The following is a 24,764-nucleotide window of genomic DNA, read 5'->3' on the forward strand; positions in this document are numbered from 1 at the left end:
ACCTCGGTGTCTTTCGGTCGGGGGAGGGAGCGAGGAGGTTGGGCGTCGGGGCGCATCAGTACGCCCCAACGGGATGTGTCAGCACCTTCACGGTGCGCCACATGATGACGAGGTCGCCGGTCAGCGACCAGTTCTCCACGTAGTAGAGGTCCAGACGGACGCTCTCCTCCCAGGAGAGATCGGATCGACCGTTCACCTGCCACATCCCGGTGAGTCCCGGCTTGATGTAGAGGCGGCGGTGGACGTGGTTCTCGTAGCCCTCGACTTCGGAGGGCAGCGGCGGGCGCGGGCCCACCAGGCTCATGTCGCCGAGGAAGACGTTGACCAGCTGCGGGAGCTCGTCGAGCGAGAACTTGCGCAGGTAGTGGCCGACGCGGGTCACCCGGGGGTCGTGCTTCAGCTTGAACAGCACGCCGTTGCCGTCGTTCTTCTCCTGCAGGGCGGCGAGGCGCGCCTCCGCGTCGACGACCATGGACCGGAACTTGTACATCGTGAAGCGCTCGCCGTTGCGGCCGACGCGCTCCTGCGCGAACACGACCGGACCGTTGTCGTCGAGCTTCACCAGCACGGCGATCGCCAGGAAGAGGGGGGAGAGCAGCAGCAGCGCGATCCCGGAGACGAAGAAGTCGAAGGCGCGCTTGAGCACGTGCTTGCCGCCCTCGAACTGCGGGATCTCCACGTGGATGAGCGGGAGCCCCTCGACGGGGCGGAAGTGGATGCGCGGACCCGCGACATCGGTGAGCGGCGAGGCGAGCACCAGCTCGGTCGCCGTGCCCTCCAGCTTCCACGCCAGCTTGCGGACGAAGTCCCCGCTGCTGAGGGCGCGGCCGGCCACGATCACCGTGTCCGCGCCCAGCCGCGCCGCAGCGTCTGCGACCCCCGACAGGTCGGAGACGATCGGTACCTCGCGCTCGGGGCCGGCGATCCGGCGCCGCATCTCTGCGTCCTTCTTCGCCCCCTTGCGCTTTCCTGTGTCGAGAGCGGCACCCACGACGTTGTAGGCCGCTCCCGACTTCTGGTGGATCTGACGGACGACGTAGTCGACGTCGTCGAAGCGCCCGACGACCAGGGCGCGCGAGAGGTAGTGGTCGAAGATGCGCTGCCGGATGAGCCAGTGGCGCCACAGCCAGCGCGAGAAGAGGACGCCGGCGAGCCCGGCGGGCAGCGCGACGATGAAGTAGCCGCGCGCGATGTCGACCTTAGCGACGAGGAAGAGGATGGCCAGCAGGCCGAAGGTCGTCGCGGTCGCCGAAACGACGCGGCGGTACTCCGAGACGCCGAGGCCGACGACGCGCGCATCCCGCGTGTGGTAGACGGACAGCGTGAACAGCCAGGTCGTCGCGATGATCAGCGACAGGTACAGGTAGTCGATGTGGAACACCGCCGCCGGGGCCGCCGCGTCGTCGAAGCCGAAGCGCACGAAGACCGCGCCGATCGTCGCGGCGAGGATGATGGCCGTGTCGGTCGCGAGCAGGCGGTACCGGTAGAGGCGGGCCCAGTTGCGCTCGGTGCTCAGTCCATGCAGCGCGGTCGGGGCGACCGGGGCGTGGAGGCGCGGGCGGATGACAGTCATGCCTGCGCCCCCACGAGGCGGCCCACCGGGGAGCCGACGGCGGCTGGGGGGAAACCGTGGTCTCGAACGGCTTCACCGCCGCCGACTCCGCTCAGGGGGTGACGGTCGTGGAATCGCGCGCGCCGAGCGCTCCCCGTTCGGATGGGGTTGAGTGCGGGAAGCGCTCGGCGTGGCGAAATCGGGTACACGTTTGTCACCTGCGGGTCGGGTTGGTGCATCTTCGGGTGGTGTGGACGATCGGAGTTCGGCTACCGTTAAGTGACTGTTCCTCACCTATCCACAAAAGTGAGAATACATCGTTTTCTCAGCTTCGCGTCACCCGCTTTTGGGGGTGAAAATTCCTCAACTTCGGTCCGCGAACATCCTCCCGGGGGGCGTCTGTCGGTCGTCGCGCCTAAGCTGGCGGCATGTGCGGCAGGTTCGCGATGGACGACAGAGTCAACGCCGAGATCACCGAGTTCGTCGAGGCGACGGGGCGCCGGCCCGAGGAGTGGACGGCGAACTGGGAGGCGGACTACAACATTGCGCCGACCGACGACATCCCGGTGCTCATCGATTCCCCGAAGACCCGGGAGCTGCGGTTCGAGCGCGCGCACTGGTCGCTGGTGCCCTCATGGTCGGACACGCTCAAGCTGAAGTTCCCGACCTTCAACGCCCGGGCGGAGGAGATCGCCGAGAAGTCGACCTGGAAGAAGCCGGTGCAATCGCATCGCGCGATCGTCCTGGCGCGGGGCTACTACGAGTGGCAGGGACCGAAGGGCAGTAAGACGCCGTTCTTCATCCGCTACCCCGAGGGCCGGCTGATGGGGTTCGCCGGGCTGTACTCGTGGTGGCGCGACCACAGCAAAGCCGACGACGACCCCGACCGCTGGGTGCTGACGGCGACCATCCTGACGTCGGACGCCGTGCAGACGCTCGCCGACATCCACGACCGCAACCCCGTCATCCTGCCCGAGGAGATGTGGCAGCACTGGATCGACCCGTCGATCGTCGGAGACCAGGCCCTCGTCGACGAGGCGGTCCGCGCGGGCGTCGCCGAGGCCGAGACCCTGCGCTTCGACCAGGTTGCTCCCTTCAAGACCTCCGACGACGGCCCCCAGCTCATCCGGCCGGTGGACGCGGCCTGAGGGAGATCGACCGTCCGGCGCGAACTGGCCCTCCGGCGCAAGCTGCCCCCGGTCGAGCCGCGAAGCGACTCAGCGGGTCAGCTCGATGATCGCGCTCCGGTGCGTCTCGATCCGGCGCCCGGTCTCGGCGAAGCCGAGCGACTGGAGCTCGCCCAGGCCCCAGGTGTCCTCCGCGCCATCGACGTCCAGCTCGATCAGCCACACCCGCTCGACGCCGTCGAACCGGCCGCGTTGCGCCGCCTGGTCGACCGAGTAAGCGCGGTCCGCCCACCAGGTGTTGCGGCTGTACGGCACATGGATGGTCACATCCTTCAGCCCGCGGAAGCCGTCCGGATAGGTGCGCATCGCCAGCCGGGGGCGCTGTGACGGCTTGGCCGACTCGTCGAACACCACGGCGTCGCCGCGCCCGGCGTTGGCGGCCATCGCCGCGCTGACCTCCGCCCAGTCGCTGTCGTTCTTGGCGTACGGACCGCGCTGCAGCGCGTACACCGGCGCACACGCGGCGGCGAACGCGATCGTGGCAGCGGCCGTCACGGCGACCGTTCGCCGCACGTCGCTCCCGAGCGTCCGGCCGAGCACCAGGATGCCCTCGGCCACCAGCAGTGCCGCCGCGGGCGCGGCGAAGGTCGAGTAGCGGCCGGTGTACATCGGCTGCACCAGGTTCACCAGCAGCATCGCGCCGGTCGGCAGGAACAGCCAGGCGGCGCCGACGAGCCGGGTCGAGACCGCACGGGGGCCCGGCGGCATCGGCGGAGCAGCGCCGGATGCGCGGAGCCGCCAGGTGCGCCAGGCGGGCCACAGGGCCACGCCGATCAGCGGCCACGCGAGGACGGCCACCCACGGCATCCCGAACCAGAGGAAGAAGTACCAGGTGGATGCCTCCTCCGGGGCGCTGCTGAGGTAGGCGATCTGACCGCGCTCGAGGTAGGCGAGGACCGCAAGCGGCGCGACGGAGAGCACCGCAGCGCCGGCGGAGACGGCCCAGCGGCGCAGCGTCGCCCGGGGCGCCCGGGAGAACAGCAGGATGGCGGCGTGCGCGACGAGCAGCGTCAGCGAGTACAGGAAGAGGTAGGCCGCGAGCGCCGTTCCGACCCCGTACAGCAGCCAGGCGAGGCGCCGCGCCCCCGGCGCGAGCCGGCGGCCGCCCCCGTCGATCAGCCACACCAGCAGGAGCGTGAGCCACGCGGCGGCGGCCGCCGTGAAGGCATACGAGCGCGCTTCCTCCCCGGCGTACGTCAGCCGGGGGAGAACGCAGGCGACGACGCCGGCGACCACCGCGGCCCGCGCTCCGCCGCGCCGGCCGGCGAGCAGCGTGACCGCCGCGACCGCGGCGCCGACCGCGAGCGCGCTCGGCAGCCGGAGCGCGAAGGCGCTCTCGCCCGCCAGCCGGATCCAGCCGTGCATGAAGAGGTAGTAGACGCCGTGCACCGCGTCGACGTGCAGGAGCATCCCGAACAGGCTGCCGAGCGGCCGCTTCGCCGAGAGCAGGGTCGCCGCCTCGTCGCCCCAGAGGGACGGCACCCAGCTGAACGCGGCGCAGAGGATGGTCGCGACGAGCCCGGCGGCGACCGCGATCGTCCACGGCCGCACCGCGCGCAGCGGCCGGCCGGCACGGAGATCCGGTTCGACGAGGACAGTCATGGACACAGCTTCTGATCGCCGGGTGAGTACACGCCCAGCCAATCAGACAACACTGGGCGAACCCCGGGCGAGCACTTCGGAAACTCAAAGCGGCACCGCCCGGCCGAGCGGGGTCACCGGACCCCGGGCGTTCCAGCAGCTCACGCCGGGCGCCCGGGGTCCGCCCCACACACGCCGGGAACACTCGGGCGCCACGGGGGCGCCGTCGTCACATCCAGCGTGCTCGCAGCCGAGGCTAGGCCGCCCTGACGCCGACGGGCAGGGGATGACGACCGCGCGAAGCGGTGGTAATCGCGTCGCCGCTCAGACCTCGCCGCGGCGCGCGCCCGCCCACAGATCGACGCCGGCGTCGGTGGCGTGCTCGTCGATCTCCGCGAGCTCCTCCGGCGTGAACTCGAGGTTGTCGAGGGCCGCGACGTTCTGCTCCAGCTGCTCGACGCGGCTGGCGCCGATGACCAGCGACGTCACGCGCTCGTCGCGCAGCGCCCAGGCCAGCGCGAGCTGCGCGAGGGTCTGTCCGCGTCGCTCCGCGATGGTGTTGAGCGCCCGCAAGCGCGCGACCGCCTCGTCGGTGAGCCAGTCGGCGTCGAACGAGGTCCCTGCGCTCGCGCGCGACCCCTCCGGGACGCCGTCGAGGTATTTGCCGGTCAGCATCCCCTGCGCCAGTGCGGTGAATCCGATGACGCCGACGCCGAGGTCTTCGACCGTGTCGAGCAGGCCCTCGGTCTCGATCCAGCGGTTCAACATCGAGTACGACGGCTGGTGGATGAGCAGCGGCGTCCCGAGGTCGCGCAGGATCTCGGCAGCGCGGCGGGTCTCGTCCGGTCCGTAGGACGAGATGCCGACATAGAGCGCCTTGCCCGAGCGGACGGCCGTGTCGAGCGCCTGCATGGTCTCCTCCAGAGGGGTGGAAGGGTCGGGCCGGTGCGAGTAGAAGATGTCGACGTAGTCGAGGCCGAGGCGCTGCAGCGACTGGTCGAGGCTCGCCAGGACGTACTTCCGGCTGCCGCCGCCCTGGCCGTACGGGCCGGGCCACATGTCCCAGCCGGCCTTGCTCGACACGACGATCTCGTCGCGGTACGGCCGGAGGTCTTCGGCGAGGATGCGTCCGAAGTTGATCTCGGCCGCGCCGTAGGGCGGTCCGTAGTTGTTCGCCAGGTCGAAGTGCGTGATGCCGAGGTCGAAGGCGCGGCGGACGATGGCGCGCTGGGTCTCGAAGGGGCGGTCGTCTCCGAAGTTGTGCCAGAGTCCGAGCGAGAGGGCGGGCAGGTCGAGCCCGCTGCGTCCGGTGCGGCGGTAGATCATGTCGTCATAGCGGGAGGGGTTCGCAACGTAGGCCATGCGTCCAGGTTCGCCGACGCGGGCCGGTGCTGTCCAACATCCCGAACGGATCGGATCCATCGGTGGCGCTGCTCGATCGGCCCTGCGCCCCCGGGCGCCCTCGGGTGAGACGGAAGCGGCGGCCGTGCCCGGAGGGACACGGCCGCCGCTTCGCGGTCGGGGGCCGGGATCAGGTTCGGCTCGCACCTCGCCGGATCCATCCGATGATGGCGGTGATCACGAAGAGGACGAGTCCGAGGATCGCCAGCCAGATGAGGCCCTTGATGGCGAACCCGAGGATGGCGAGGATCGCCCAGACCACGAGCAGGATGATGATGAGAGCTATCATGCCCACATCTGACTCCCGTCCGGCCGTCCCGTCAATGACGAGCCGTGGGCCTTGTGCCGGGAGCCGGCCTGTGGCATGAGTCGGAGCATCAGACCGCGCCCCACGAACACGGGCCACTCGTATTGGGGCGCGCAACGCCGTGGAGCGGAGGTCTACCGTTGGCGGCATGTTCCGGTTCCCTCGTGAAGCGACGCGCCGGCGGCGGCCCGACCCCGCCGTCGGCTCGTTGCTCGCTGGGGCGATGGCGGGCGGCATCCGTGACATCTACGGCCACACCGTCACGTACGTCCCGGAAGACCTCGTCTACGTCGAGCGGCTGTTCACCGATCTCCGCACCGACGACGGGTTCGTGGGCGACGAGTTCACGCTGCAGAGCCTGGGCTGCCTGATCGGCGAGATCCTGGTCCGCACCGACGGCGGCCGGTGGAGTACCGCCGCGCCGCGCCGGGGAGTCCGCGAGGACGCCGGGCTCGCCGTGGTGCTCCCGAACGGGCGCACGGTGAACCCGATCCGCGCCGCGTACGACCGGGCGGACCGCGGAGCCGACTCGTCGGTCATCCGGTTCCGCCAGGTCGCCCTCGCCTCCTGACGCCTCGGCGGTACTGCCTAGCCGGGTGACGCCGACCGCGCCCATACTGCGGCCGTGAACGCAGTGCATCGCCCTCGACCCGCCGCCGGACGCGCCATCGCGGGCGTCTCGGCGCTCCTGCTGACCGCCGCCGTGCTCGCCGGGTGCGCCCCGTCGAGCCCGTCCGACTACACCGGCACCTGGACGTCCGACCATCCGTCCGGCACCCGGCTCGAGCTGAAGGACGGCGGCCAGCTCAGCGGCGACGACGGCTGCAACACGCTGACGGGCACGTGGAGCGAGTCGAAGGGGTCGATCACCTTCGGCCCCCTCGCTGCGACGCAGAAGGCCTGCCCCGACATCGATCCGTGGCTGTCGAAGGCCGCGAGCGCGCGCTCCGACGGCGACACCCTGAACGTCTACGACCAGGCCGGCACCCAGATCGGCGTCCTCGACCGCACCTGACCCGCGCCCATCCCCCCATCCCCCCACCGTCGAGTCCGCGAACTTTGCACGCGACGCGCCGCGCGGGCGTGCAAAATTCGCGGACTCGACGGGGGGCGGCGCGGGTAGGGTGTGGCCGAGGGAGGAGGCCGCGTGCGGGTGACGTCCTGGCTCCGACGACACGATCCGGGGTTGAGCGCGCTGCGTCGAGCGGCGCGGGCGGCCATCGTCGTGCCGCTGCTGTTCCTGCTCGGGAGCCGCGTGATCGGCAACCCCGAGGTCGCCCTGTTCGGTGCGTTCGGCGCCTTCGCCATGCTGCTCTTCGTCGACTTCGGCGGCCCGTTGCGCGAACGCGTCCAGGCGCACGCCGCGCTCGCCGTGACCGGCGCGATCCTGGTCAGCCTCGGCACACTCGCATCGTCGCCGGTGTGGTTGTCCGCGGTCGCCATGGCGGTCGTCGCGCTGGTGGTGCTGTTCGCGGGATCGGTGAGCTCGGTCATCGCCTCGGCCGGAACCTCCCTGCTCCTCGCCTTCGTCCTCCCCGTCTCCGTGCCCGGCACGGTGGCCGACATCGGCCCGCGGCTGCTCGGCTGGGGCATCGCCGCGGTCGTCGCCCTCGTCGCGATCACCCTGCTCTGGCCGGCGCCGGCCCGCGAGCCGCTCCGGCGTCCGGCGGTCGAGGCGTCCCGCGCCCTCGCCGCCCGCATCCGCGCCGAGCTCCCGGCGATGGGGGACGCCGCGGACATCGCCGCTCTGCGCGAGCGCACGGCGGCGGCAGGGGACGCCGCGGTCGGCGCGCTGCAGCAGGTCTTCCTCGCAACGCCCTACCGTCCGACCGGGCTGAGCGCGCCGGCGCGCACGGTCGTCCGCCTAGTCGACGAGTTGAACTGGCTGAATGCGGTGATCGGCCAGATGGTCCGCCATCGCACCGCAGCGCTCGACGGGGAGGCGATCGGCCCGGCACGGGCGGCGGCATCGCGGCTCGGAACGGCGGCCGCGGATGTGCTCGAGGAGGGCGCCATCGTCCTCGCCCAGCACGCCGCCGATCCCGCAGCCCTGGAGGCGGCGCTCGATCGCCTCGCCGCCGAACGCGTCGCCGTCGAGCAGGCGACGCTTGCCGTCTCGCCTGTGCCGGGGGGAGCGGTCTCCGACGCGCAGGCCGAGCGGTTCGTGGCGGCCCTGGACCCGGGGTTCCGCGCCCAGGAGCTCGCCTACGCCGTCGAGACCGTGGCGGGCAACATCGTCCTGACGGCTCGGGCGGAGCGCCGAACCTGGTGGCAGCGGATGCTGGGCCGCCAGCCCGGCGATCTGAGCGGCCCGCTCGCGGCGGCGACCGAACGGGCGACCGGGTTCGTCGGCTGGAACTCGGTGTGGCTGCGGAACAGCATCCGCGGTGCGATCGGTCTCGGCCTCGCCGTCCTGCTCGCCAAGGCGACCGGCGTGCAGCACTCGTTCTGGGTGGTGCTCGGCACCCTGTCCGTTCTCCGCTCCAGCGCGCTGAACACCGGGCAGACCGCCCTGCGCGGCGTGCTCGGCACGGTCGTCGGCGTGATCGTCGGAGCGGCGGCCCTGTTCGTCATCGGCGGCAACCCGGTGGCGCTCTGGCTGGTGCTCCCCGTCGCGATCCTGATCGCGGGCATCGCGCCGGCCACCATCTCCTTCGCGGCAGGACAGGCGGCGTTCACCGTCGTCCTCGTCCTGCTGTTCAACGCTATGGCGCCGACCGGGTGGACCGTCGGCCTCATCCGGATCGAGGATGTCGCCCTCGGCTGTGCCGTCAGCCTCGTCGTCGGCGCCCTGTTCTGGCCGCGCGGCGCCTCGGCATCGCTGCGCTCGGCCGTCGGAGACGCCTACCTGACCGGCATCGCCTACCTGCGGGCCGCGGTCGAGTTCGGGCTGGCGCGCTGCGACCCCGCGACCTCGCGGAGTGCCGAGCCCCGGCAGGCGTCGCTGCGCGCGGCGGCGGCGTCCCGTCGGCTGGACGACGCCTTCCGCACCTATCTGACGGAGCGGGGAGCGAAGTCGCGCCCGCTCGCGGAGGTGACGGCGACGGTCTCGGGTGTCGCGGGTATCCGTCTCGCGGCCGACGCGATCCTGGAGCTGTGGCGCGGCCAGGCGGCCGACCCGAGTGCCCAGGCTGACGCCAGTGCACAGCCGGATGCGGACCGCATCCCGCGCACGCTCGATCCCGTTCCCGGCGCCGCCGCAGCGCACCCGACCCTCGACGGGCAGGTGGACCGCCTGGAGGACTGGTACAGCGCCCTCGCCTCCGCACTGACCGCCCGCGACGACCTGCCGGCGCCGGCACCGTGGGATCCCGCCTCCGACCGGTCGCTCGCCTCCGCCGTGCTGGGCGAGCTCGACCACTCGCCGACCGGAGCCGCGACGGCCGTCCGCATCATCTGGACCGCCGACTACCTCGAGGTCGTCCGCCGCCTCGAGCGGGCGATCGTCCCGCCGGGCGCAACGCCCGCCCAGCTGCCCGCGGAGGCCGGACGCGGGGGCTAGCCGCGCACTCCCGCCGCGCTGGATGATCTGCACGTCATCATCGCCACGAGGGGAGCACCATGCAGCAGAACGAACCGGCACCGAGCATCCGGGAGGCCCACCGCGCCGCGAGCGCGACGCTGCCGTTCTCCGACGATGCGGATTTCGCGGCAGCCGATCGCGGCTTCCTCGGCACCCTGGATGACCCGGCCATCCGCGACGAGTCCGGCCGGGTGGTCTGGGACACCTCCACGTTCGGCTTCCTCGACGGGGATGCGCCTCTCACGGTGCATCCCAGCCTGTGGCGGCAGGGCCGGCTCGTCCTGAAGAACGGGCTGTTCGAGGTGACGGAGGGCCTGTACCAGGTGCGGGGTCTCGACCTGTCGGTGATGTCGTTCATCGAGGGAGACTCCGGCGTCATCGTCGTCGACCCGCTGCTCACGAAGGAGACCGGAGCCGCCGCTCTGGGGCTGTACCGCCGGCACCGCGGCGACCGGCCGATCGTCGCCGTGATCTTCACCCACAGCCACCTCGACCACTTCGGCGGGGTGCTCGGCATCGTCGCTGCGGAGGACGTGAACGAGGGCCGGGTCGAGATCGTCGCTCCGGCCGGGTTCATGGAGCACGCCATCTCGGAGAACGTGTTCGCGGGAACGGCGATGGCGCGGAGGGCCGGCTACATGTACGGAGCCGCGCTCGACCGCGGCCCGTCCGGCCAGGTCGGCGCCGGGCTCGGTCTGACGCTCTCGACCGGCGAGACGACCCTGCTCGTCCCCACGGTCGACGTGGCAGCGACCGGCGAGACGCTCACCTTCGACGGGGTGGAGTTCGAGTTCCAGCTGGCGCCGAACACCGAGGCGCCGGCGGAGATGCACTTCTTCGTCCCGCGCTACAACGCGCTGTGCATGGCGGAGAACGCGACCCACAACCTCCACAACCTGCTGACGCTGCGCGGTGCTCTCGTGCGCGACCCGCACGTCTGGTCGCAGTACCTCACCGAGGCGATCGAACGGTACGGCGACCGCGCCGACATCCTGTTCACCTCGCACCACTGGCCGACGTGGGGGCGGGACGAGCTGGTCGCCTTCCTCCGCGTCCAGCGCGATCTGTACGGCTACCTCCACGACCAGACCCTTCGACTGCTGAACCGGGGATTCACCGGCGCGGAGATCGCGGAGGATCTGACCCTGCCGCCCGCGCTGGAGCGCGAGTGGAGCACGCGCGGCTACTACGGCTCGGTCTCGCACAACGTCAAGGCGATCGCCCAGCGCTACCTCGGCTGGTTCGACGGGAATCCCGCACGGCTCTGGCCGCATCCCCCGGAAGCCCTCGCCGCGCGGTACGTCGCGGCGCTCGGCGGCGTGGACCGGGTGGTCGCGCTGGCGCAGACGGCGTACGACGACGGGGACTTCCGCTGGGCGGCCACCCTGCTCGACCACGCGGTGTTCGCGGATCCGGGCAGCGCGCCGGCGAAGGCCCTCTACGCCGACACCCTGGAGCAGCTCGCCTACGGTTCGGAGAACGCCACCTGGCGCAACTTCTTCCTCTCGGGCGCCACCGAGCTCCGCGACGGGAACTTCGGCACCCCGACCGCCGCCAACGCTCCGGCCGTGCTCGCCGAGCTGACGCCGGAGCAGATCTTCGACTCGATCGCCATCACCGTCGACGGCCCGCGCGCGTGGGATCTGGACCTGGCGCTGGATGTCGTGTTCAGCGACCTGGGCCGCACCTTCCACCTGACCCTGACGAACGGCGTGCTCATCCATGTCGAACGGCGGAGCGCGGGCGACGCACCGCTCCGCGTGACGATCACCAAGCCGGACTTCCTCGCGCTGCTCGGCGGCGATCCGGCGCCGCCGAGCCTGGTGCTGGAGGGTGACGCCGGTGTGCTGCAGCAGCTGACGGCCGTGCTGCAGCGCGGCGATCCGGACTTCTCCATCGTGCTGCCGTAGACGTCGTCGGGCGCGTCGGGCGCGTCGGCTCGCTCAGGCCCGGCGGGCCGACCGCCGCCGCTGCGGCCGAGACGGCACGGGCTCGGCGGAGCCGCCCACCACGTCCCTCGGCAGGTTGCGCGAGAAGAACAGCGCGCCGCACGACACCAGGGCGAGCGCCCCGAACGACAGTTCGAGCGACCGCAGCTGCGACGTCTCGTACAGCCCCGCGAGCGTGGTCGCGTCGTCGCCGCTCACGCCCGCGTCGGTCGCGATCTTCGGGACATCGGCGACGGCCACCGGGGTGATGCCGTGCTCGGTGCGCACCTGCACAGCGCTCTTCACCTCGGCGGGCAGCGTGCTCTCCGCCACGGCTCCGGCGAAGACGCTCGAGAGCGACGCGATCATCACCGAGCCGATCAGCGCCGTTCCGAGCGACGAGCCGAGGTTCTGGAAGACGCCCTGGACGCCGCCCGCCTCGCTCAGCTGCGTCGGCCCGACCGCCGACATCGTGACGTTGCCGAGCTGCGAGGCCAGGAGGCCGAGCGCCGCCCCGGCCACGAACATCCCGGTGGCGAACAGCCAGTTGTTCAGCTGGACGTCCACCGAGCCCAGCAGGACGAGGCTGGCCACCACCAGGGTCAGCTGGCCGATGCGCGCGATCAGGCGGGGCGAGAACCGCTTCGACAGCATGGTGCCGAGGACCGAGAAGAGCACGAGTGAGATGGAGAGCGGGAACACGCGGATGCCGGTCTCGAGCGCATCCAGTCCCAGGGTCAGCTGCAGATAGATCGGGACGATGAAGAACAGCCCGGCCGTCACCGTGTACTGGATCGCCAGGCTCCCGACGCCCGCGCGCAGCTGGGAGATGCGCAGGAGCGACACGTCGAGCAGCGGTGGCCGGCCCTGCGCCACGAGCCGTCGCTGCCGGACGAAGAAGAGCCAGAGCAGGACGCAGCCGGCCGCCACGAGGTAGGGGACGGGCGACAGCCCGAGCAGTGTGAAGGGCGCCCCCGCCCCGGCGAGGATCCATCCCCAGCTCTTGGTCTGCAGCAGCGCGTACACGATGAGCACGAGGCCGGCGGCGGAGAGCAGGACCGAGAGCGCGTCGATCCGGGTGCGCGAGCGCGTGCCGTGGTCGCCGACCAGGAAGCTGAACAGCAGCACGACCGCCATGATGAGGACCTCGCCGGCGAAGACGTAGCGCCAGCTCGCATACGTGGTGAGGAACCCGCCGATGAGCGGGCCCGCGGCGACGGCCGCTCCCGACGACGCCCCGATGACGGCGAATGCGGTCACGCGCGCGTGGCCCTGGTAGTTGTCGGCGATCAGCGCGGCGATGGCCGGGATGACCAGCACGGCGCCGAGCCCTTCGACGACGGACCAGCCGAGGAAGAGCACGACGATGTTCGGGCTGAGCGCGGTCGTCAGCGACCCGATGGCGTAGACGATCGACCCGATGACGAGTGCGCGTTTGCGACCCCAGACGTCCCCGAGCTTCGCGCCGAGCAGCATGAACGCGGCCATCGTCAGCGTGTAGAACGTGATCGCCGACTGCATGGCCGCGATGGTCGTGTGGAGGTCGGCGACGACGGTCGAGATCGACACGTTCATGACCGTGCTGTCGAGCACCATGACGAACTGCGCCGCCCCCAGCACCGTCACCGCACCCCAGCGTTCCGCCATCGCCGCACCTCCCGCGCCGCTCCCGGTGGCCGCATGCTAGCCCGCCCGCCCGTCGCTGCGACACCCCACGGTTCCGCCGCGGTCGAGCGGACCGGGTGACGGCCGAGGGGCGAAAGTCCCTTCACCGGGGCCGCCGCCCGCCGCGAGGATGTCGCCAAGAGACGAACAGTGAGACGACGAGACGAACAGCGAGACAGGAGAGCGCCATGGGTGACGGGACGAACGCGAGGACCATCGTGCGGGACGGACCCTGGGGGTTCTTCTTCCTGCTGGCCTACATCGGCGCGGCCATCTACTTCATCTCCGTGTCGGACGGCTCCTTCTGGGGCGTCGTGCTGGGGCTGCTCCAGGCGATCGTCTGGCCGGTCTACGTCGTCTATCACGTCCTGGTCCTGCTCGGCGCGTGAGTCACGCGCTCGGGCGGCCGGCCTCGGCGGCGAGCCACGGCGACGGCGGTGCTCCGCCGTCCGGGCGGTCGAAGCGGGCGCCGCGCGGGTTCGGCGGAAGAAGCGTCATCACGATGACGGCGATGCCGCCGAGGCTCGGGATGAGGAGCAGAAGCAGGAGCAGTCCGCTGAGGTCGGCGTCGTGGAGCCGGCGGGCTCCGAGGGCGAGGCCCGGGATCAGCGTCGCGAACCGCCAGCCGACGAGCAGGAGGATGCCGATCGCGATCCCCGGTCCCGGGGTGAAGCTGCCGTCCTCGTCGATGGTCGATCCGACCAGGCTGCCGAGCAGAACGGTCGCGACGAGGACGACGACGACGATCGCGTCGGCCAGCGCCCACCACCAGTACTCGCTCCGGCTCGCCCGGCCGTCGAACCGCGCGTACTTCTTCCAATAGCGCGCGACGGCCTCCGTGAACGGCGCGCTGTAGTAAGGCGCCCAGAGGGGGACGGCCGGTGGTGTCCACGGCCCGGATCCGGTCATCTCGGACTCCCGCGTGCTCCGGCGCCGCTCAGGCGCGGACGGTGTTGTCGGGCAGTCGCCCCTGCGCCTGCGCCGAGGTCCCCGGCTGAGCCAGGAGCACGATCAGCACGATCAGCCCGGCGATGGGGAGCAGCAGCCAGAACAGGTTGGCCCACGAGCGCCCGGTGTCGCGCAGCCGGCGGACGGTCACCGCCAGGTACGGCAGGAGCACGGCCAGGCCGAAGACGGCGGAGAGGCTGCTGCCGAGGTAGATGGTGCCCTGCGGCGTGATGAGATTCAGTGCGTTGAGCGCGGCGGCGCCGAGGTAGACGAACAGCGCGAACCACCAGAACTCGGGTCGTCCCGCCGTGCCGGTGAACGTCGCATACTTCTTGAACGCGGTCGCGATCGCCTCGAAGAACGACATGGTGCCCATCCCTTCTCATGCCCTCTTGTGCTCATGTTCTCTCTGGATGCGAGCGTAGGGTTCCGCGCGTCGCCCGGGCGGGCCCAAAGTCCTCCCGCGATGCCGGGTCCGCCACGAACAGCGACGCGGCCGTCGGCGCGGTCAGCCCCGCGATCGTCACGGCCATCAGCAGCCCGGCGACCAGGTACGCCACCACGATGAGCGGCACGGGCGTGTGCTCGTCGATGATCGGCGATGGTGCGGCGGTCCACAGGATCGCCACCGCCCACGCGCCCATCGTGATCGGGATCCACCGCACCGTGCCGCGCCGGCGGAGCGCCATCCACTGGGCCGTCGGGATGGATGCGAGGAGCACCGCGCCGCCGACGACCGCCGCGCCGATCCCCACGGGAGTGCGGAGGTCGACGCCGAGGGTGCTCGGCAGCATCCCGATGGCCCAGGCGAGGGCGGCCCCGCCGCTCGTGGCCGCGACCCAGGCCGGGCCGACCTGCGCTCTGCCCGCCGCCCACTGCTGGGCGACCCCGAGGATCGCGCCCTCGGCCGCTCCTCCGGCGACGACGATCGCGTAGGCGACCCAGGTGGGGAGGGCCGTACCCGCGACGGTCACCCCGACGGCGACCGTCGCCGCGACGGCGAACCCGGCCGTCTCGCCGACGGTGACCGCGGCGATCCAGCGGACGATGAACGCCCGCCTCGGTGTTCCGCTCATGTCGTCGGGGTGCTGCCGCCCTGCGGGGGCTCGCCGGTCGTCGGGACGACGGGCGGCTCCACCGGCGCCCCGGCCGGGGGCGCTGCTGCAGGTGCGGCCGACGCCGCTGCAGGTGCGGCCGGCGCCGCCGCGGGCGCCGCCGGATACGGTGCCGGGGACGGCGCTGCTGCCACGGGCCGGTTCGTCGTGTTCCACGGTCGCTGCCGGCGGAACTCGAGCAGCTGGGCCCCCAGGCCGAAGAACACCATCGCCAGCCAGACCAGGATGTTGAGCCACGGGATCTGGAGCCCGACGATCAGGATCAGCCCGCCGACGAACGAGGTCAGGACCGGGTGGTGCCGGCCTCGGAGGACGAGCCGCCCGAGATAGTGGGCGCTGAACAGGAACGTCGCGAGCGTCAGCACCGTCCAGACCAGGATGCCCGCGAGGGCGAGGGGCGCCCCCACGATCGTCACCAGCAGGAAGAGCAGGGCGAAGGGAACGACGATCGCCGCGATGAAGCCGACCAGCAGGGCGCGCCAGGGCGACGGGATGAGCTGATCGGTCACCCGCTCCAGCCAGCGCGGGATGAGCAGTCCCGCGGCGACGGTGATGAGGCTGAGGGCGACGAGGGCGTACAGCAGGCCGAGGAGCCAGCCGAAGGCCACCGCCCACGGCGAGATCTCGACTGTCGACGCCCGCTGCGGCCGGATGTGGTGCACCGTTCCGGCGACCGCTCCGCTCGCGATCTGTGCGGTGGTGTCGCTGGAGTAGGTCACATCACCGCCGACCGATCCGTCGATGGTGAGCCTCGAGACGCTGACCTCCATGTCCCGTCCGACATCTCCCGCGACAGTGATGGTGGCGGCGGCCGCGACGATGTCGTTGCGGACCGACCCGCCGTCCGAGACCACGATGCTGGAGGCGAAGATGGTGCCGCTGCGCATGACGTCGCCCGAGATGGTGACGTCTTGCCCGGCCAGCCGGATGTTGCCGTCCACGGTTCCGCTGACGGTGATCGTCTGGGCGGCGGCGATGACATCCCCGGTGACGTCGCCGCTGATGTTCACGCTCTGGCCTGCGGCGTACACATCGCCGTCGACGGAACCGGAGACGTCGATGGCCGTGCCGGTGTAGAAGTGCGGGCCGGTGTCCCCGCCCGCTGCGGCCGTCGCGGCCGGATAGGCGGCTGCGCCCCCGATGCCGAGCATCAGGATCCCGGCGATCGCCGTCACCACGGCGAGCCGGCGGCGGTGCGACCGTGCGTTCATCTCAGGACCTCCCCTGTCCGTCATGTGTCGTGTCCCTCGCGCCGTGCTGTCGATCACGTCGCTGTCCCTCACGTCTCGGTGCCCCTCACGTCTCGGTGCCCCTCACGTCTCGGGGGTGTGGCCGCGCTGCGGCGGTTCGCCCGTCGCGGCGAGGATCGCCTGCTCCACCCGGTCGTCGGTGCGGTGCCGGCGGTCGATGCCGAACAGGTACACCGCGTCGAGGACGCCCAGAGTGTTCGTGAGGAGCAGGGTGACGAACCAGGGCTTGCTCTGGTTCCGTGCGGCGCGCCAGAGCGACACGCCCTTCCAGGCGAGGCTCCACGCCACGATCGCGCCGAATGCCGCGGCGCGTCCCGGCGGGACATCGCGGCCGCTGATCCACGTCGTCTTCTGCTGCTTGGTCTTCATGCGGCCACTCAAGCCGCCCCGCCTCCGGCCGTGAAGGGTCGAAGGTCCTGGCGCGGGGCCGCCTCGGCGCGGGACGCTCGGGGGACCGACGGATGTGAGGAGCCCCCGATGCCTGTGGAACTGAGCCGCGATGAGATCGACGACGTGCTGGCGAGTCAGCCGGTCGGCCGTCTGGGCCTGACGGACGGTGAGGTCCCCTACGTGGTGCCGATCGCGTACGCCTATCGCGACGGCGACATCTACGCGCACAGCGCGCAGGGCCGCAAGCTCGACGCGCTGCGGAGCCACCCCGAGGTGTGCTTCGAGGTCGACGACGTGGTCTCTCTCGATGAATGGCGGAGCGTGATCGCCTGGGGCACGTTCGAGCAGCTGCTCGGGGCCGAGGCCAGGGAGGGGCTGGATGTGCTCCTCGCTCGGCTGCGTCCGCCGGCGCAGGCGTCGGGCAGCGAGCATCCCGGAGCCGAGATGGGCATGGTGCGGACGCTCGACATTCCGCGCCTGGCCGAAGCGGAAGCGGAGCTCGGACGCCCGAACGCGGCCGCAGCGGTCTTCCGGCTGCGCCTGCACACGGTCACCGGCCGTGCGGAGGGACGACGATGAGCGACGGGAGGACCGTCGTCGGGTTCGACGGGACGACGGCCGCCTGGCGTGCGCTGGACTGGGCGCTCGACCGCGTGGAGCAGCGCGGCGGGACGCTGGAGATCGTGACGGCGCTCGACACCCGCCTGGGCGCGGCCGTGTTCGGGCCGCACACCGACCTGTCGGAGACCGTCGAGTCGGGGCTCCGCGAGGCGGAGAGCCACGCCGGCGGCCGCGCCCCCGGTGTCCCGGTCAGCGCCCGCTGGGTGGACGGACCGCCGTCCGGCGCGCTGATCCGCGCCGCACGGGATGCCGCATTGCTCGTCGTCGGCACCGACCGGCGCACCGACGGAACCGGGCCGCGGATCGGCTCGCTGCCGCTCCGGCTGGCGGCCAAGGCGCACGGTGCCGTCGCGGTCGTCCCGGACCCGGGCCCTCTGGACACGCGACCCGTCGAGCGCAACGTCGTGGTGGTCGGCGTCGATCGATCCTCGTTCGCACGCTCCGCGCTCGCGCTCGCGGTCGAGGAGGCGAGCTGGCTGGACGCGGACGTGGTGGCGGTGCATGCCTGGGACGTCCCCGAGTCGTTCCAGCGGGCCATCGACGAGGGCAGGAAGGCGGACCCGGAGTTCGAGGCGGCGGAGGCCCGCGTCATCCCCGACGCCGTCGCCGACGTCCCGATCGCCCGCGAGGCGCGCATCCGCCCGGTCGTGGTGCGCCGGAACCCCGCTTCCGCGCTCGTCGAACAGGCGCGGGATGCCGCGCTGCTCGTCGTCGGCACCCGCGGTCGCGGCGCGGTGGCCGCTTCGATACTCGGGTCGATCAGCCATGACGTTCTGCTGAACCTGCCCTGCCCGGTCATCGTCACACCGGCCGAGTACCGGTACGTGGTCCCCGGCACGGACGACGACACGATCTGAACCGACGACGACGGAGGGAAGAACCATGGAGACGCACTCGAGCGTGTCGCCGCCGATCGTCTGCGGTGTGGACGGATCGGACGAGTCGAAGCGCGCACTGCACGAGGCGGCGACCCTGGCACGGGCGCTCGAGACCCGGCTCGAGGTCGTCATGGCCTGGCAGCATTCGACCTCCATGTACGACGCCTACTTCCCTGCGCCGGAGCAGTCGCCGAAGGTGGTGGCGTACACGACGCTCCAGGAGCTGGTCACGGCGGAGTTCGGGCAGACGGTCCCGGACTGGGTCCACCTCCGCGCCCAGGCGGGCCACGCGGGCACCGTGCTCGTCGAAGCCGCCAGGGACGCCGCCATGCTGGTGATCGGCAGCCGCGGCCTGAGCGGTCTCGCCTCGCCGTTCCTCGGCTCGGTGAGCCTGTACTGCGCGACGCAGGCGCCGTGCCCGGTGCTCGTCGTCCGTCCGGACAGTGGGGATGCGCACCGCCGGTGAGGCGGACGCGCGGAACAGAGGAGTCACGATGAGCACCAATACGATCGTCGGCTGGGATGGTTCGCTCGAGGCCGACGTCGCCCTGGAGTGGGCGGTCCGCCGGGCCGAGGAGCTGGACGACGGGATCATCCTCGTCGATGTCGAGGACGCCGGCCTGCCGGTTCCCGGCCAGGTGATCACCCCGCAGATGGTGGCGGCGCGGCACGAGGCCGCGGATCGGCAGGCGCAGCGTCTCTCCGACGAGCACCCCGGGCTGCGGGTTAACACCCACATCATGGCGGGCGACCGCGTGGATGAGCTGCGCAGCTTCTCGCGGCCCGACAACCTCGTCGTCGTGGGCACCGGTGTGCGCCGCGGTCCGCGGTCGCGCTACCACTGGTCGCTCGGGGCGCGTCTGGCGACGACCGCGCGCGGGGCCGTCGCGATCATCCCGGCTCTGCCGGACGAGGCCCGCTCGAGGGTCGTCGTCGGAATCGACGGCTCGGAGGTGTCGTTGAAGGCGGCCCGCTACGCCGCGCGCGAGGCGCGGAGGCTCGGGCACGAGCTCGTCGTGGCGCACGGCTGGCTCGACCCGCTGATCGCCGTCTCGGACATGCGGATGGAGGGACCCCTCCTCGGCGAGCTGGAGGAGGAGCACAGGCGGATGCTGGACTCGGTCGTCGACAGCCTCCGCAGCGCGAACCCCGATCTCACCATCTCGTCGTCGCTCGTGCGCGATCAGGTCTACTACGCGCTGGCGGAGCCCGCGCGGTCGGCCTCGCTGCTCGTGCTGGGCACCCAGCAGGCCCGCGGTGTCGACCGCTTCCTGCTGGGGTCCGTGAGCCACACGATGATCCTCCACATCGAGACGCCCACGATCGTGGTCGCCCCGGAATGCCTGATCTGAGGAATGCCTGATCGGAGTCGGCCGGCCGGTCCGCGTGGACCGGCCTCAGCCGATCTCGGTCGACGAGGTGTCGACGACCAGCCGGTCGCGCACCGCCGACACGTGCGGCGACGACCACGCGGTGCGGACGGCCTGCGTCCGTTCTGCCCACGATCCGACATGCCCGGTGAGCGTGACCTCCGAGCCGTCCACGGTGACGTGGATGCGCCGGGCGTCGACCACGGCGTTGCGGGTGATGGCGTTGCGGATCTGCTCCTCGACCGCCTCGCCATCGGGTCGGCGGGTCAGCTCGATCCTGCTCTCGACCTCGTGCACACCGTGGATGCGCTGCACGGCCTTCTTGGCGGCGACGCGCTCGTGGTCCCAGTCGACGGTGCCGAGCAGGACGACGCGATGGCCGTTCACCTCCGCCCGGATGCCCTGGTGCGGGACGCCGGCGGTCCAGGCGAGGATCGCGTCGACGGCCTGGGCGAGCCGGTGCCCGTGCGGTTCGCCGTCGCTGGAGACCAGCCGCAGCTCGTCGGCGACGGTGCGCACACCGACGACGCGCTCGGCGGCCTCCACGGCGGCGATCCGCTCGTGCAGCGAGCCCACGTCCCCGGTGAGGGTGACGACCCCGCCGTCGACGGCCACGCCGATGGCCGCGCTGTCCACATCCGGAGCCCAGGCGAGCTCGGCCTCCACCGCTTGGCGGACCGTGAGGTCGTCGAAACGCCGGGCGTGATCCTTCGCGGGCCGGGCCGGGGATTCCGATGCAGTGTCCATGCCCTCCAGCGTGACCCCGCGCGGGCGGCCGCGGCTGAGTCGAAGGTCCCGCGTCGAAGGTCCCGCGTCGAAGGTCCCGCCGGCACGGCCGCCCGCTCGGGACCTTCGACCCGGACGACGATCGCGGGCGGCCCCTAGCCTGTCGCCGGAGGCCGAGCAGTCCAGGGCTCGCCGCAACGAGAGGAAGGCGCCATGCGCATCGATGAGGGACGTTTCGACGGGGCCAGGGTGATCGTCACGGGCGCAGGCTCCGGGATCGGGCGGGCGACGGCCCTTCGGCTGCTGGCCGAGGGCGCAACGGTGATCGGGACGGACATCAGCGAGTCGCGGCTGAGCGCCCTCGCGGAGGAGGCGGCCACGGAGCGGCTGATCGCCGTGGCCGGCGACGTGTCCGACGAGAGCGTCGTCGGCCGGGTCGTCCAGGCCGCGGACGGAACGGTCACCTCGCTGGCGAACATCGCCGGGATCATGGACGACTTCCTTCCGCCGGCCGAGGTCGAGGACGAGGTCTGGGACCGGGTCCTCCGGGTCAACCTCACGGCCGTCATGCGGTTGACGCGAGCAGTCCTCCCCGCGATGGTCGAGCGCGGCGCCGGGACGATCGTCAACGTCTCCTCGGAGGCCGGCCTCCGCGGGTCGGCGGCCGGAGCCGCGTACACGGCCTCGAAGCACGCGGTCATCGGCCTGACCCGCAGCACGGCCTTCTTCTACGCGGGGAAGGGCGTCCGCTGCAACGCGGTCGCGCCGGGAGCCACGATCACCAACATCCAGGCGGAGTTCCGCTCCGCCTTCGCGGGCGAGCGGATGGCGCCATACATGCAGACCAACGTGCCGCAGCCGGCGACCGCGGACGAGCTCGCCGCGGCCATCGCCTGGCTGCTGAGCGACGACTCCGCGAACGTCAACGGCGCCGTCCTGCCGAGCGACAACGGCTGGTCAGTGATCTGACCGGCGGTGCTCCAGCTGGAGGACGGCGGCCTGGGTCCGCCGTTCGAGGCCCAGCTTCGCCAGCAGCGAGCTCACGTAGTTCTTCACCGTCTTCTCGGCGAGGCCCAGCCGTTCGCCGATCTGCCGGTTCGTGAACCCGTCGGCGATGAGCGCGAGCACCTGTCGCTCGCGGAGGCCGAGGGAGGCGAACCGCGGGTCGTCGGCGGGCTCGCGCAACTGGGATGCCACCCGGGAGGCGATGCGCGGGTCGATGAGCTTCTTGCCGCGGGCGGCGGCGCGGATGTCGTCGAGCAGGGAGCTGCCGCGGATGTCCTTGATGACGTACCCGTCGGCTCCCGCGATCAATGCGGCGCGCAGGGCGTCCTCGTCGTCGTACGCGGTGAGCATGAGGCAGCGGATGGCCGGGTCGTCCTGCTTGACCCGCCGGCAGACGTCGATGCCGCTCCCGTCCGGGAGGCGGACGTCGAGCACCGCGACGTCGGGCCGGACGGCGAGGATGCGGGAGCGCGCCTGCGCGGCCGTCGCCGCCTCCCCGACCACCTCCAGGTCCTCCTGCGCGTCGATGAGCGCCGCGAGGCCGCGACGCACGATCTCGTGGTCGTCGGCGAGGAAGACGCGGATCGGCGTCGCGGTCATCGGGGTCCTTCCGGGACGGGCAGGCGCAGCCGGAGCAGCGTCCCGCGTTCGCTGGATTCGATGTGGAGCTCGCCGCCGCGCAGGCGCGCCCGCTCCGCCAGGTTGTGCAGGCCGCTCCGCCGGGTCGTGTCGCCCAGGCCCCTCCCGTCGTCGGCGACGGCGATCGTGATCGCGTCGGCCGATGCCGTAACGGTGACGGATGCCGTCTCGGCGCCCGCATGACGCACCACGTTCGTCAGGCCCTCGCGCACGAACGCCGCGATGTCGTCCGCCAGCTGCGGCTCGGACACGACATCCACCGGTCCGCCGAAGGAGACGGTCGCCGGGACGGGGAGCCCGCCGCCGACCTCGTGGACGATGTCGAGCAGGCGGTGCCGGAGGCTGCCGCTGGAGCCGTTGTGGTGCGAGAGGGCGAAGATCGCCGTCCGGATCTCGGCGATGGCCTGATCGATGGAGGTGACCGCTCCGTCGATCCGGTCGGAGACGGCCCCTGGCCCCAGGACGGATTCGACGCTCTGCAGTTCGATGCCCGCGCCGAACAGCTGCTGGATGACGTGGTCGTGGAGGTCGCGGGCGATGCGTGCGCGCTCCTCCAGCAGCAGGGCGCGCTGGCGGTCCGCACGGCCGGCGGCCAGCTCCAGCGCGAGCTCGGCCTGGCGGGCGAAGGCGGTGGCGCGCTCCAGCTCGAAGGGGCTGAAGCCGGGGGCGCCGGCGTCGCGGATCGCCACCAGTGCGGCCGTCCGGCCGTCCAGGAGCGCGAACGGTGCGACGAGGATGGGGCCGGCGTCCGGAGCCCCGTCGGGCGCACCGGCCGGAAGACCGACGAGTCGCGTCGGCTGCATCCCCTCGAGCGCGCTGCGCACCTGCTCCGCCTCCGCCACGGCTTCGGCGAGCGACCGGTCGTCCTCGCCCGCCGCCACGATGTGCGGGAGGGAGTCCGCCTCCTGCTGGAGGACGACAGTGGCCCGTGCGCCGAGGAGGGGGCTCGCCCGGTCGACCAGCTCGGTGAACGTCTCGGCCGACTCGCCGCCCAGGATCGACGCCGTCAGCTCCGCCGTCGCGGCCGCCCACGCCTGGCGGGAGCGCGACTCCGCGTAGAGGCGCGCGTTGTCGATGGCGAACCCGGCGTTCGCCGCGAGCGCCTTGACGAGCTGCTCGTCGTCCTCGGTGAATTCGCCGGACTCCGGCTCGGTCAGGTAGAGGTTGCCGTAGACCGTGTCGCGCACCGTGATGGGGACGCCGAGGAATGCCGTCATCGGCGGGTGCCCGTTCGGGAAGCCGGCCGAGCGGGAGTCGTCGGCGATGGCAGCGAGCCGGATGGGCCGCGGGTCGTCGATGAGCGCCCCGAGCAGCCCGTGCCCTTCGGGGAGGTGGCCGATGCGGTCGACGTCCTCCGGCGTCATCCCGACGTGGATGAACTGCTCCAGGCCGCCGCCCTCCGCGATCACGCCGAGCGCCCCGTAGCGGGCGCCGACGAGGTCGACGGCGGCCTCGACGATGGTCCGCAGCACGGTCGGCAGCTCCAGATGCGAGACCACCGCGCGATTCGCGCGCACGAGCGCGCGCAGGCGCCCCTGGGTCTGCAGCACCTTCGACGCCTGGTCCACGAGCTGGGCGAGCGCGCTGTCGAGCTCGGCGCGCGGCGCGTCGGGGAACGTGATGGGGTCGTCGCCCGACATGGCTCTCACCCGCTTTCGGAGGCATCGCGGCGAGACGCGCGGCAGGGCGCCTCCCCGGGCGATTCTAGCGAGCCGCCGGAGCCGGGCACATCCCCGGCGTGAGGAGCCTCGGGGTCAGTCGTCTCCGCTCTCCGGTCCGACCAGGACGGTCGGAGCGACCAGGTCGAGCACGAGCCCGTGCGACACGGATCCCAGCCAGGTGCGCGACCACCCGCTGAGGCGGCGGCTGCCGACGACGAGCAGGAACGCGTGCTCCGACTCGAGCCGGAGGCCGGCGACGGGCGTGCGGCGGAGGAGCACCGGCTCCGCCGTGAGAGCGGGATGCGCCTCCCTGGCCTGGCGGACGAGCGCGTCGAGAAGCTGGCGGTGCGCCTCCTCCAGCGAGTCGACGAAATCGTCCTCCGGCACGATCAGCGGCTCCTGCGCCAGCGGCTCCTGCCAGCAGTGCACGACCCGCAGCGGCTGATGGAGGGTCACGGCCTGCTCGGCTGCGAACTCCAGTGCGCGCGACGCCACGGCGGAGCCGTCGACGCCCACCACGATGCCGGACCGCTGGCGTGCCACTGCGGGATCCTCGACCGGGACGATCGCGACCGGTCCCGCGGCCTGCGTCGCGAGCCGCGCGCCGAGCGACCAGCCGTAGCGGACGCGCGGTCCGACCCGGTGCGCGGTGCCGACGACGACCAGCGCCGCGGGTGTCGTCTGCTCGGACAGCACCTCGAGCGCATCGCCGACGAGCAGCGCGCTCGCCGTCACCGCGCCGGGATGATCGGCCGCCAGCTCTTCCAGCCGCAGGGCGAGACGCTGCTCCTCCTGCGCGGTGGCGCGTTCGAGCGCGCCGTCGTCGCCGACGAAGAGCGCGCGCTCGACGACATCGAAGACCTCGATGTGGAGCCCGGTGTCGCGGGACAGCCGGAGCGCCCAGGCGAGCGCGGCCTCCGAGGCCACCGAGCCGTTCCAGCAGACGACGATCCGTTTCAGCATCCGTTGTCCTTCTCTCTGTGTGCGCCAGGAGCTCCGTGTGCCGGGAGCTCCGTC

Annotated in this window: 25 protein-coding genes; 11 read left to right on the forward strand and 14 right to left on the reverse strand. The window is 72.0% G+C overall.

What is annotated here, in order from left to right; genetic code table 11:
• Positions 1-55: 55 nt before the first annotated feature.
• On the reverse strand, positions 56-1,573 hold the full coding sequence (locus BLW09_RS02735; protein ID WP_089908163.1) for a sugar transferase: 1,518 nt from the start codon (positions 1,571-1,573) through the stop codon (positions 56-58).
• A 407-nt stretch (positions 1,574-1,980) separates the two neighbouring features.
• Here BLW09_RS02735 and BLW09_RS02740 point away from each other — a divergent pair, with 407 nt between their 5' ends.
• The gene (locus BLW09_RS02740) at positions 1,981-2,700 is read left to right on the forward strand and encodes an SOS response-associated peptidase (protein WP_089908166.1); all 720 of its coding nucleotides are present in this window, start codon (positions 1,981-1,983) and stop codon (positions 2,698-2,700) included.
• A 69-nt stretch (positions 2,701-2,769) separates the two neighbouring features.
• On the opposite strand, the gene BLW09_RS02745 is transcribed toward BLW09_RS02740, so the two are convergent.
• From BLW09_RS02745 to BLW09_RS19035, 3 genes are all read right to left on the reverse strand, one after another.
• Complete coding sequence (locus BLW09_RS02745) at positions 2,770-4,341, reverse strand: hypothetical protein (protein WP_089908169.1); 1,572 nt, start codon at positions 4,339-4,341, stop codon at positions 2,770-2,772.
• A gap of 303 nt (positions 4,342-4,644) precedes the next feature.
• Positions 4,645-5,682 (reverse strand): L-glyceraldehyde 3-phosphate reductase, encoded by a 1,038-nt coding sequence (mgrA, locus tag BLW09_RS02750; RefSeq protein ID WP_089908171.1) that lies wholly within the window; start codon positions 5,680-5,682, stop codon positions 4,645-4,647.
• Positions 5,683-5,851: 169 nt separating this feature from the next.
• Positions 5,852-6,010 (reverse strand): hypothetical protein, encoded by a 159-nt coding sequence (locus BLW09_RS19035; protein ID WP_172824165.1) that lies wholly within the window; start codon positions 6,008-6,010, stop codon positions 5,852-5,854.
• 166 nt (positions 6,011-6,176) lie between these two features.
• Here BLW09_RS19035 and BLW09_RS02755 point away from each other — a divergent pair, with 166 nt between their 5' ends.
• From BLW09_RS02755 to BLW09_RS02770, 4 genes are all read left to right on the forward strand, one after another.
• Positions 6,177-6,599 carry a hypothetical protein gene (locus tag BLW09_RS02755; protein ID WP_231947024.1) on the forward strand — a complete coding sequence of 141 codons (423 nt, stop codon included), beginning with the start codon at positions 6,177-6,179 and terminating at the stop codon, positions 6,597-6,599.
• 54 nt (positions 6,600-6,653) lie between these two features.
• Positions 6,654-7,043 (forward strand): META domain-containing protein, encoded by a 390-nt coding sequence (locus tag BLW09_RS02760; RefSeq protein WP_089908177.1) that lies wholly within the window; start codon positions 6,654-6,656, stop codon positions 7,041-7,043.
• A gap of 171 nt (positions 7,044-7,214) precedes the next feature.
• Positions 7,215-9,530, forward strand: a complete 2,316-nt coding sequence (locus BLW09_RS02765) for an FUSC family protein (protein ID WP_231947026.1) — start codon at positions 7,215-7,217, stop codon at positions 9,528-9,530.
• 59 nt (positions 9,531-9,589) lie between these two features.
• On the forward strand, positions 9,590-11,461 hold the full coding sequence (locus tag BLW09_RS02770) for an alkyl/aryl-sulfatase (protein WP_089908180.1): 1,872 nt from the start codon (positions 9,590-9,592) through the stop codon (positions 11,459-11,461).
• A 33-nt stretch (positions 11,462-11,494) separates the two neighbouring features.
• Here BLW09_RS02770 and BLW09_RS02775 read toward each other — a convergent pair whose 3' ends face one another.
• Entirely contained in the window at positions 11,495-13,126 is a 1,632-nt protein-coding gene (locus tag BLW09_RS02775; protein WP_089908183.1) for an MFS transporter, read from the reverse strand.
• Positions 13,127-13,332: 206 nt separating this feature from the next.
• Here BLW09_RS02775 and BLW09_RS02780 point away from each other — a divergent pair, with 206 nt between their 5' ends.
• Positions 13,333-13,533 carry a hypothetical protein gene (locus BLW09_RS02780; protein ID WP_089908187.1) on the forward strand — a complete coding sequence of 67 codons (201 nt, stop codon included), beginning with the start codon at positions 13,333-13,335 and terminating at the stop codon, positions 13,531-13,533.
• A 1-nt stretch (position 13,534) separates the two neighbouring features.
• On the opposite strand, the gene BLW09_RS02785 is transcribed toward BLW09_RS02780, so the two are convergent.
• The 5 genes from BLW09_RS02785 to BLW09_RS02805 all read right to left on the reverse strand — a co-directional run bounded on the left by BLW09_RS02785 (position 13,535) and on the right by BLW09_RS02805 (position 16,826).
• The gene (locus tag BLW09_RS02785; RefSeq protein ID WP_089908190.1) at positions 13,535-14,053 is read right to left on the reverse strand and encodes a DUF805 domain-containing protein; all 519 of its coding nucleotides are present in this window, start codon (positions 14,051-14,053) and stop codon (positions 13,535-13,537) included.
• Between the two features lie 28 nt (positions 14,054-14,081).
• Positions 14,082-14,459, reverse strand: a complete 378-nt coding sequence (locus tag BLW09_RS02790) for a DUF805 domain-containing protein (protein WP_089916557.1) — start codon at positions 14,457-14,459, stop codon at positions 14,082-14,084.
• Positions 14,460-14,490: 31 nt separating this feature from the next.
• Entirely contained in the window at positions 14,491-15,168 is a 678-nt protein-coding gene (locus tag BLW09_RS02795) for a hypothetical protein (protein ID WP_089908193.1), read from the reverse strand.
• Positions 15,165-16,418 (reverse strand): polymer-forming cytoskeletal protein, encoded by a 1,254-nt coding sequence (locus BLW09_RS02800; protein WP_089908195.1) that lies wholly within the window; start codon positions 16,416-16,418, stop codon positions 15,165-15,167. The genes BLW09_RS02795 and BLW09_RS02800 overlap by 4 nt, the downstream gene beginning before the upstream one ends.
• 102 nt (positions 16,419-16,520) lie before the next feature.
• Complete coding sequence (locus BLW09_RS02805; protein ID WP_089908198.1) at positions 16,521-16,826, reverse strand: DUF5652 family protein; 306 nt, start codon at positions 16,824-16,826, stop codon at positions 16,521-16,523.
• 108 nt (positions 16,827-16,934) lie between these two features.
• On the opposite strand from BLW09_RS02805, the gene BLW09_RS02810 reads away from it, so the two are divergent.
• Genes BLW09_RS02810 through BLW09_RS02825 form a run of 4 tightly spaced genes read left to right on the forward strand, consistent with a single transcriptional unit; the run spans position 16,935 to position 19,698 of the window.
• Complete coding sequence (locus tag BLW09_RS02810; protein ID WP_089908201.1) at positions 16,935-17,426, forward strand: pyridoxamine 5'-phosphate oxidase family protein; 492 nt, start codon at positions 16,935-16,937, stop codon at positions 17,424-17,426.
• The gene (locus BLW09_RS02815) at positions 17,423-18,325 is read left to right on the forward strand and encodes a universal stress protein (RefSeq protein ID WP_089908204.1); all 903 of its coding nucleotides are present in this window, start codon (positions 17,423-17,425) and stop codon (positions 18,323-18,325) included. The genes BLW09_RS02810 and BLW09_RS02815 overlap by 4 nt, the downstream gene beginning before the upstream one ends.
• 25 nt (positions 18,326-18,350) lie before the next feature.
• The gene (locus tag BLW09_RS02820; protein ID WP_089908207.1) at positions 18,351-18,812 is read left to right on the forward strand and encodes a universal stress protein; all 462 of its coding nucleotides are present in this window, start codon (positions 18,351-18,353) and stop codon (positions 18,810-18,812) included.
• A gap of 28 nt (positions 18,813-18,840) precedes the next feature.
• The gene (locus BLW09_RS02825; RefSeq protein ID WP_172824166.1) at positions 18,841-19,698 is read left to right on the forward strand and encodes a universal stress protein; all 858 of its coding nucleotides are present in this window, start codon (positions 18,841-18,843) and stop codon (positions 19,696-19,698) included.
• 45 nt (positions 19,699-19,743) lie between these two features.
• Here BLW09_RS02825 and BLW09_RS02830 read toward each other — a convergent pair whose 3' ends face one another.
• A complete protein-coding gene (locus BLW09_RS02830) occupies positions 19,744-20,463 on the reverse strand; it encodes a BON domain-containing protein (RefSeq protein WP_089908211.1) in 720 nt (239 codons plus the stop codon).
• Positions 20,464-20,655: 192 nt separating this feature from the next.
• On the opposite strand from BLW09_RS02830, the gene BLW09_RS02835 reads away from it, so the two are divergent.
• On the forward strand, positions 20,656-21,411 hold the full coding sequence (locus BLW09_RS02835) for an SDR family NAD(P)-dependent oxidoreductase (RefSeq protein ID WP_089908214.1): 756 nt from the start codon (positions 20,656-20,658) through the stop codon (positions 21,409-21,411).
• On the opposite strand, the gene BLW09_RS02840 is transcribed toward BLW09_RS02835, so the two are convergent.
• The 3 genes from BLW09_RS02840 to BLW09_RS02850 form a co-directional block, all read right to left on the reverse strand.
• Positions 21,400-22,047: a response regulator gene (locus BLW09_RS02840; protein ID WP_089908218.1), complete on the reverse strand. Its 648-nt coding sequence runs from the start codon at positions 22,045-22,047 to the stop codon at positions 21,400-21,402. The genes BLW09_RS02835 and BLW09_RS02840 overlap by 12 nt on opposite strands.
• Complete coding sequence (locus BLW09_RS02845; protein WP_089908221.1) at positions 22,044-23,726, reverse strand: GAF domain-containing sensor histidine kinase; 1,683 nt, start codon at positions 23,724-23,726, stop codon at positions 22,044-22,046. Before BLW09_RS02845 ends, BLW09_RS02840 begins: the two co-directional genes overlap by 4 nt.
• 114 nt (positions 23,727-23,840) lie before the next feature.
• Complete coding sequence (locus tag BLW09_RS02850) at positions 23,841-24,710, reverse strand: universal stress protein (RefSeq protein WP_089908224.1); 870 nt, start codon at positions 24,708-24,710, stop codon at positions 23,841-23,843.
• Between the last annotated feature and the right edge of the window lie 54 nt (positions 24,711-24,764).

The sequence above is a fragment of the Leifsonia sp. 21MFCrub1.1 genome, from assembly GCF_900107895.1.
GTDB lineage: Bacteria > Actinomycetota > Actinomycetes > Actinomycetales > Microbacteriaceae > Leifsonia > Leifsonia soli.

Coding starts and splice junctions, on each gene's coding strand:
- BLW09_RS02735 (WP_089908163.1), bottom strand. CDS start 1,573: ATGACTGTCATCCGCCCGCGCCTCCACGCCCCGGTCGCCCCGACCGCG.
- BLW09_RS02740 (WP_089908166.1), top strand. CDS start 1,981: ATGTGCGGCAGGTTCGCGATGGACGACAGAGTCAACGCCGAGATCACC.
- BLW09_RS02745 (WP_089908169.1), bottom strand. CDS start 4,341: ATGACTGTCCTCGTCGAACCGGATCTCCGTGCCGGCCGGCCGCTGCGC.
- mgrA (WP_089908171.1), bottom strand. CDS start 5,682: ATGGCCTACGTTGCGAACCCCTCCCGCTATGACGACATGATCTACCGC.
- BLW09_RS19035 (WP_172824165.1), bottom strand. CDS start 6,010: ATGATAGCTCTCATCATCATCCTGCTCGTGGTCTGGGCGATCCTCGCC.
- BLW09_RS02755 (WP_231947024.1), top strand. CDS start 6,177: ATGTTCCGGTTCCCTCGTGAAGCGACGCGCCGGCGGCGGCCCGACCCC.
- BLW09_RS02770 (WP_089908180.1), top strand. CDS start 9,590: ATGCAGCAGAACGAACCGGCACCGAGCATCCGGGAGGCCCACCGCGCC.
- BLW09_RS02775 (WP_089908183.1), bottom strand. CDS start 13,126: ATGGCGGAACGCTGGGGTGCGGTGACGGTGCTGGGGGCGGCGCAGTTC.
- BLW09_RS02780 (WP_089908187.1), top strand. CDS start 13,333: ATGGGTGACGGGACGAACGCGAGGACCATCGTGCGGGACGGACCCTGG.
- BLW09_RS02785 (WP_089908190.1), bottom strand. CDS start 14,053: ATGACCGGATCCGGGCCGTGGACACCACCGGCCGTCCCCCTCTGGGCG.
- BLW09_RS02790 (WP_089916557.1), bottom strand. CDS start 14,459: ATGTCGTTCTTCGAGGCGATCGCGACCGCGTTCAAGAAGTATGCGACG.
- BLW09_RS02795 (WP_089908193.1), bottom strand. CDS start 15,168: ATGAGCGGAACACCGAGGCGGGCGTTCATCGTCCGCTGGATCGCCGCG.
- BLW09_RS02800 (WP_089908195.1), bottom strand. CDS start 16,418: ATGAACGCACGGTCGCACCGCCGCCGGCTCGCCGTGGTGACGGCGATC.
- BLW09_RS02805 (WP_089908198.1), bottom strand. CDS start 16,826: ATGAAGACCAAGCAGCAGAAGACGACGTGGATCAGCGGCCGCGATGTC.
- BLW09_RS02810 (WP_089908201.1), top strand. CDS start 16,935: ATGCCTGTGGAACTGAGCCGCGATGAGATCGACGACGTGCTGGCGAGT.
- BLW09_RS02815 (WP_089908204.1), top strand. CDS start 17,423: ATGAGCGACGGGAGGACCGTCGTCGGGTTCGACGGGACGACGGCCGCC.
- BLW09_RS02820 (WP_089908207.1), top strand. CDS start 18,351: ATGGAGACGCACTCGAGCGTGTCGCCGCCGATCGTCTGCGGTGTGGAC.
- BLW09_RS02825 (WP_172824166.1), top strand. CDS start 18,841: ATGAGCACCAATACGATCGTCGGCTGGGATGGTTCGCTCGAGGCCGAC.
- BLW09_RS02830 (WP_089908211.1), bottom strand. CDS start 20,463: ATGGACACTGCATCGGAATCCCCGGCCCGGCCCGCGAAGGATCACGCC.
- BLW09_RS02835 (WP_089908214.1), top strand. CDS start 20,656: ATGCGCATCGATGAGGGACGTTTCGACGGGGCCAGGGTGATCGTCACG.
- BLW09_RS02840 (WP_089908218.1), bottom strand. CDS start 22,047: ATGACCGCGACGCCGATCCGCGTCTTCCTCGCCGACGACCACGAGATC.
- BLW09_RS02845 (WP_089908221.1), bottom strand. CDS start 23,726: ATGTCGGGCGACGACCCCATCACGTTCCCCGACGCGCCGCGCGCCGAG.
- BLW09_RS02850 (WP_089908224.1), bottom strand. CDS start 24,710: ATGCTGAAACGGATCGTCGTCTGCTGGAACGGCTCGGTGGCCTCGGAG.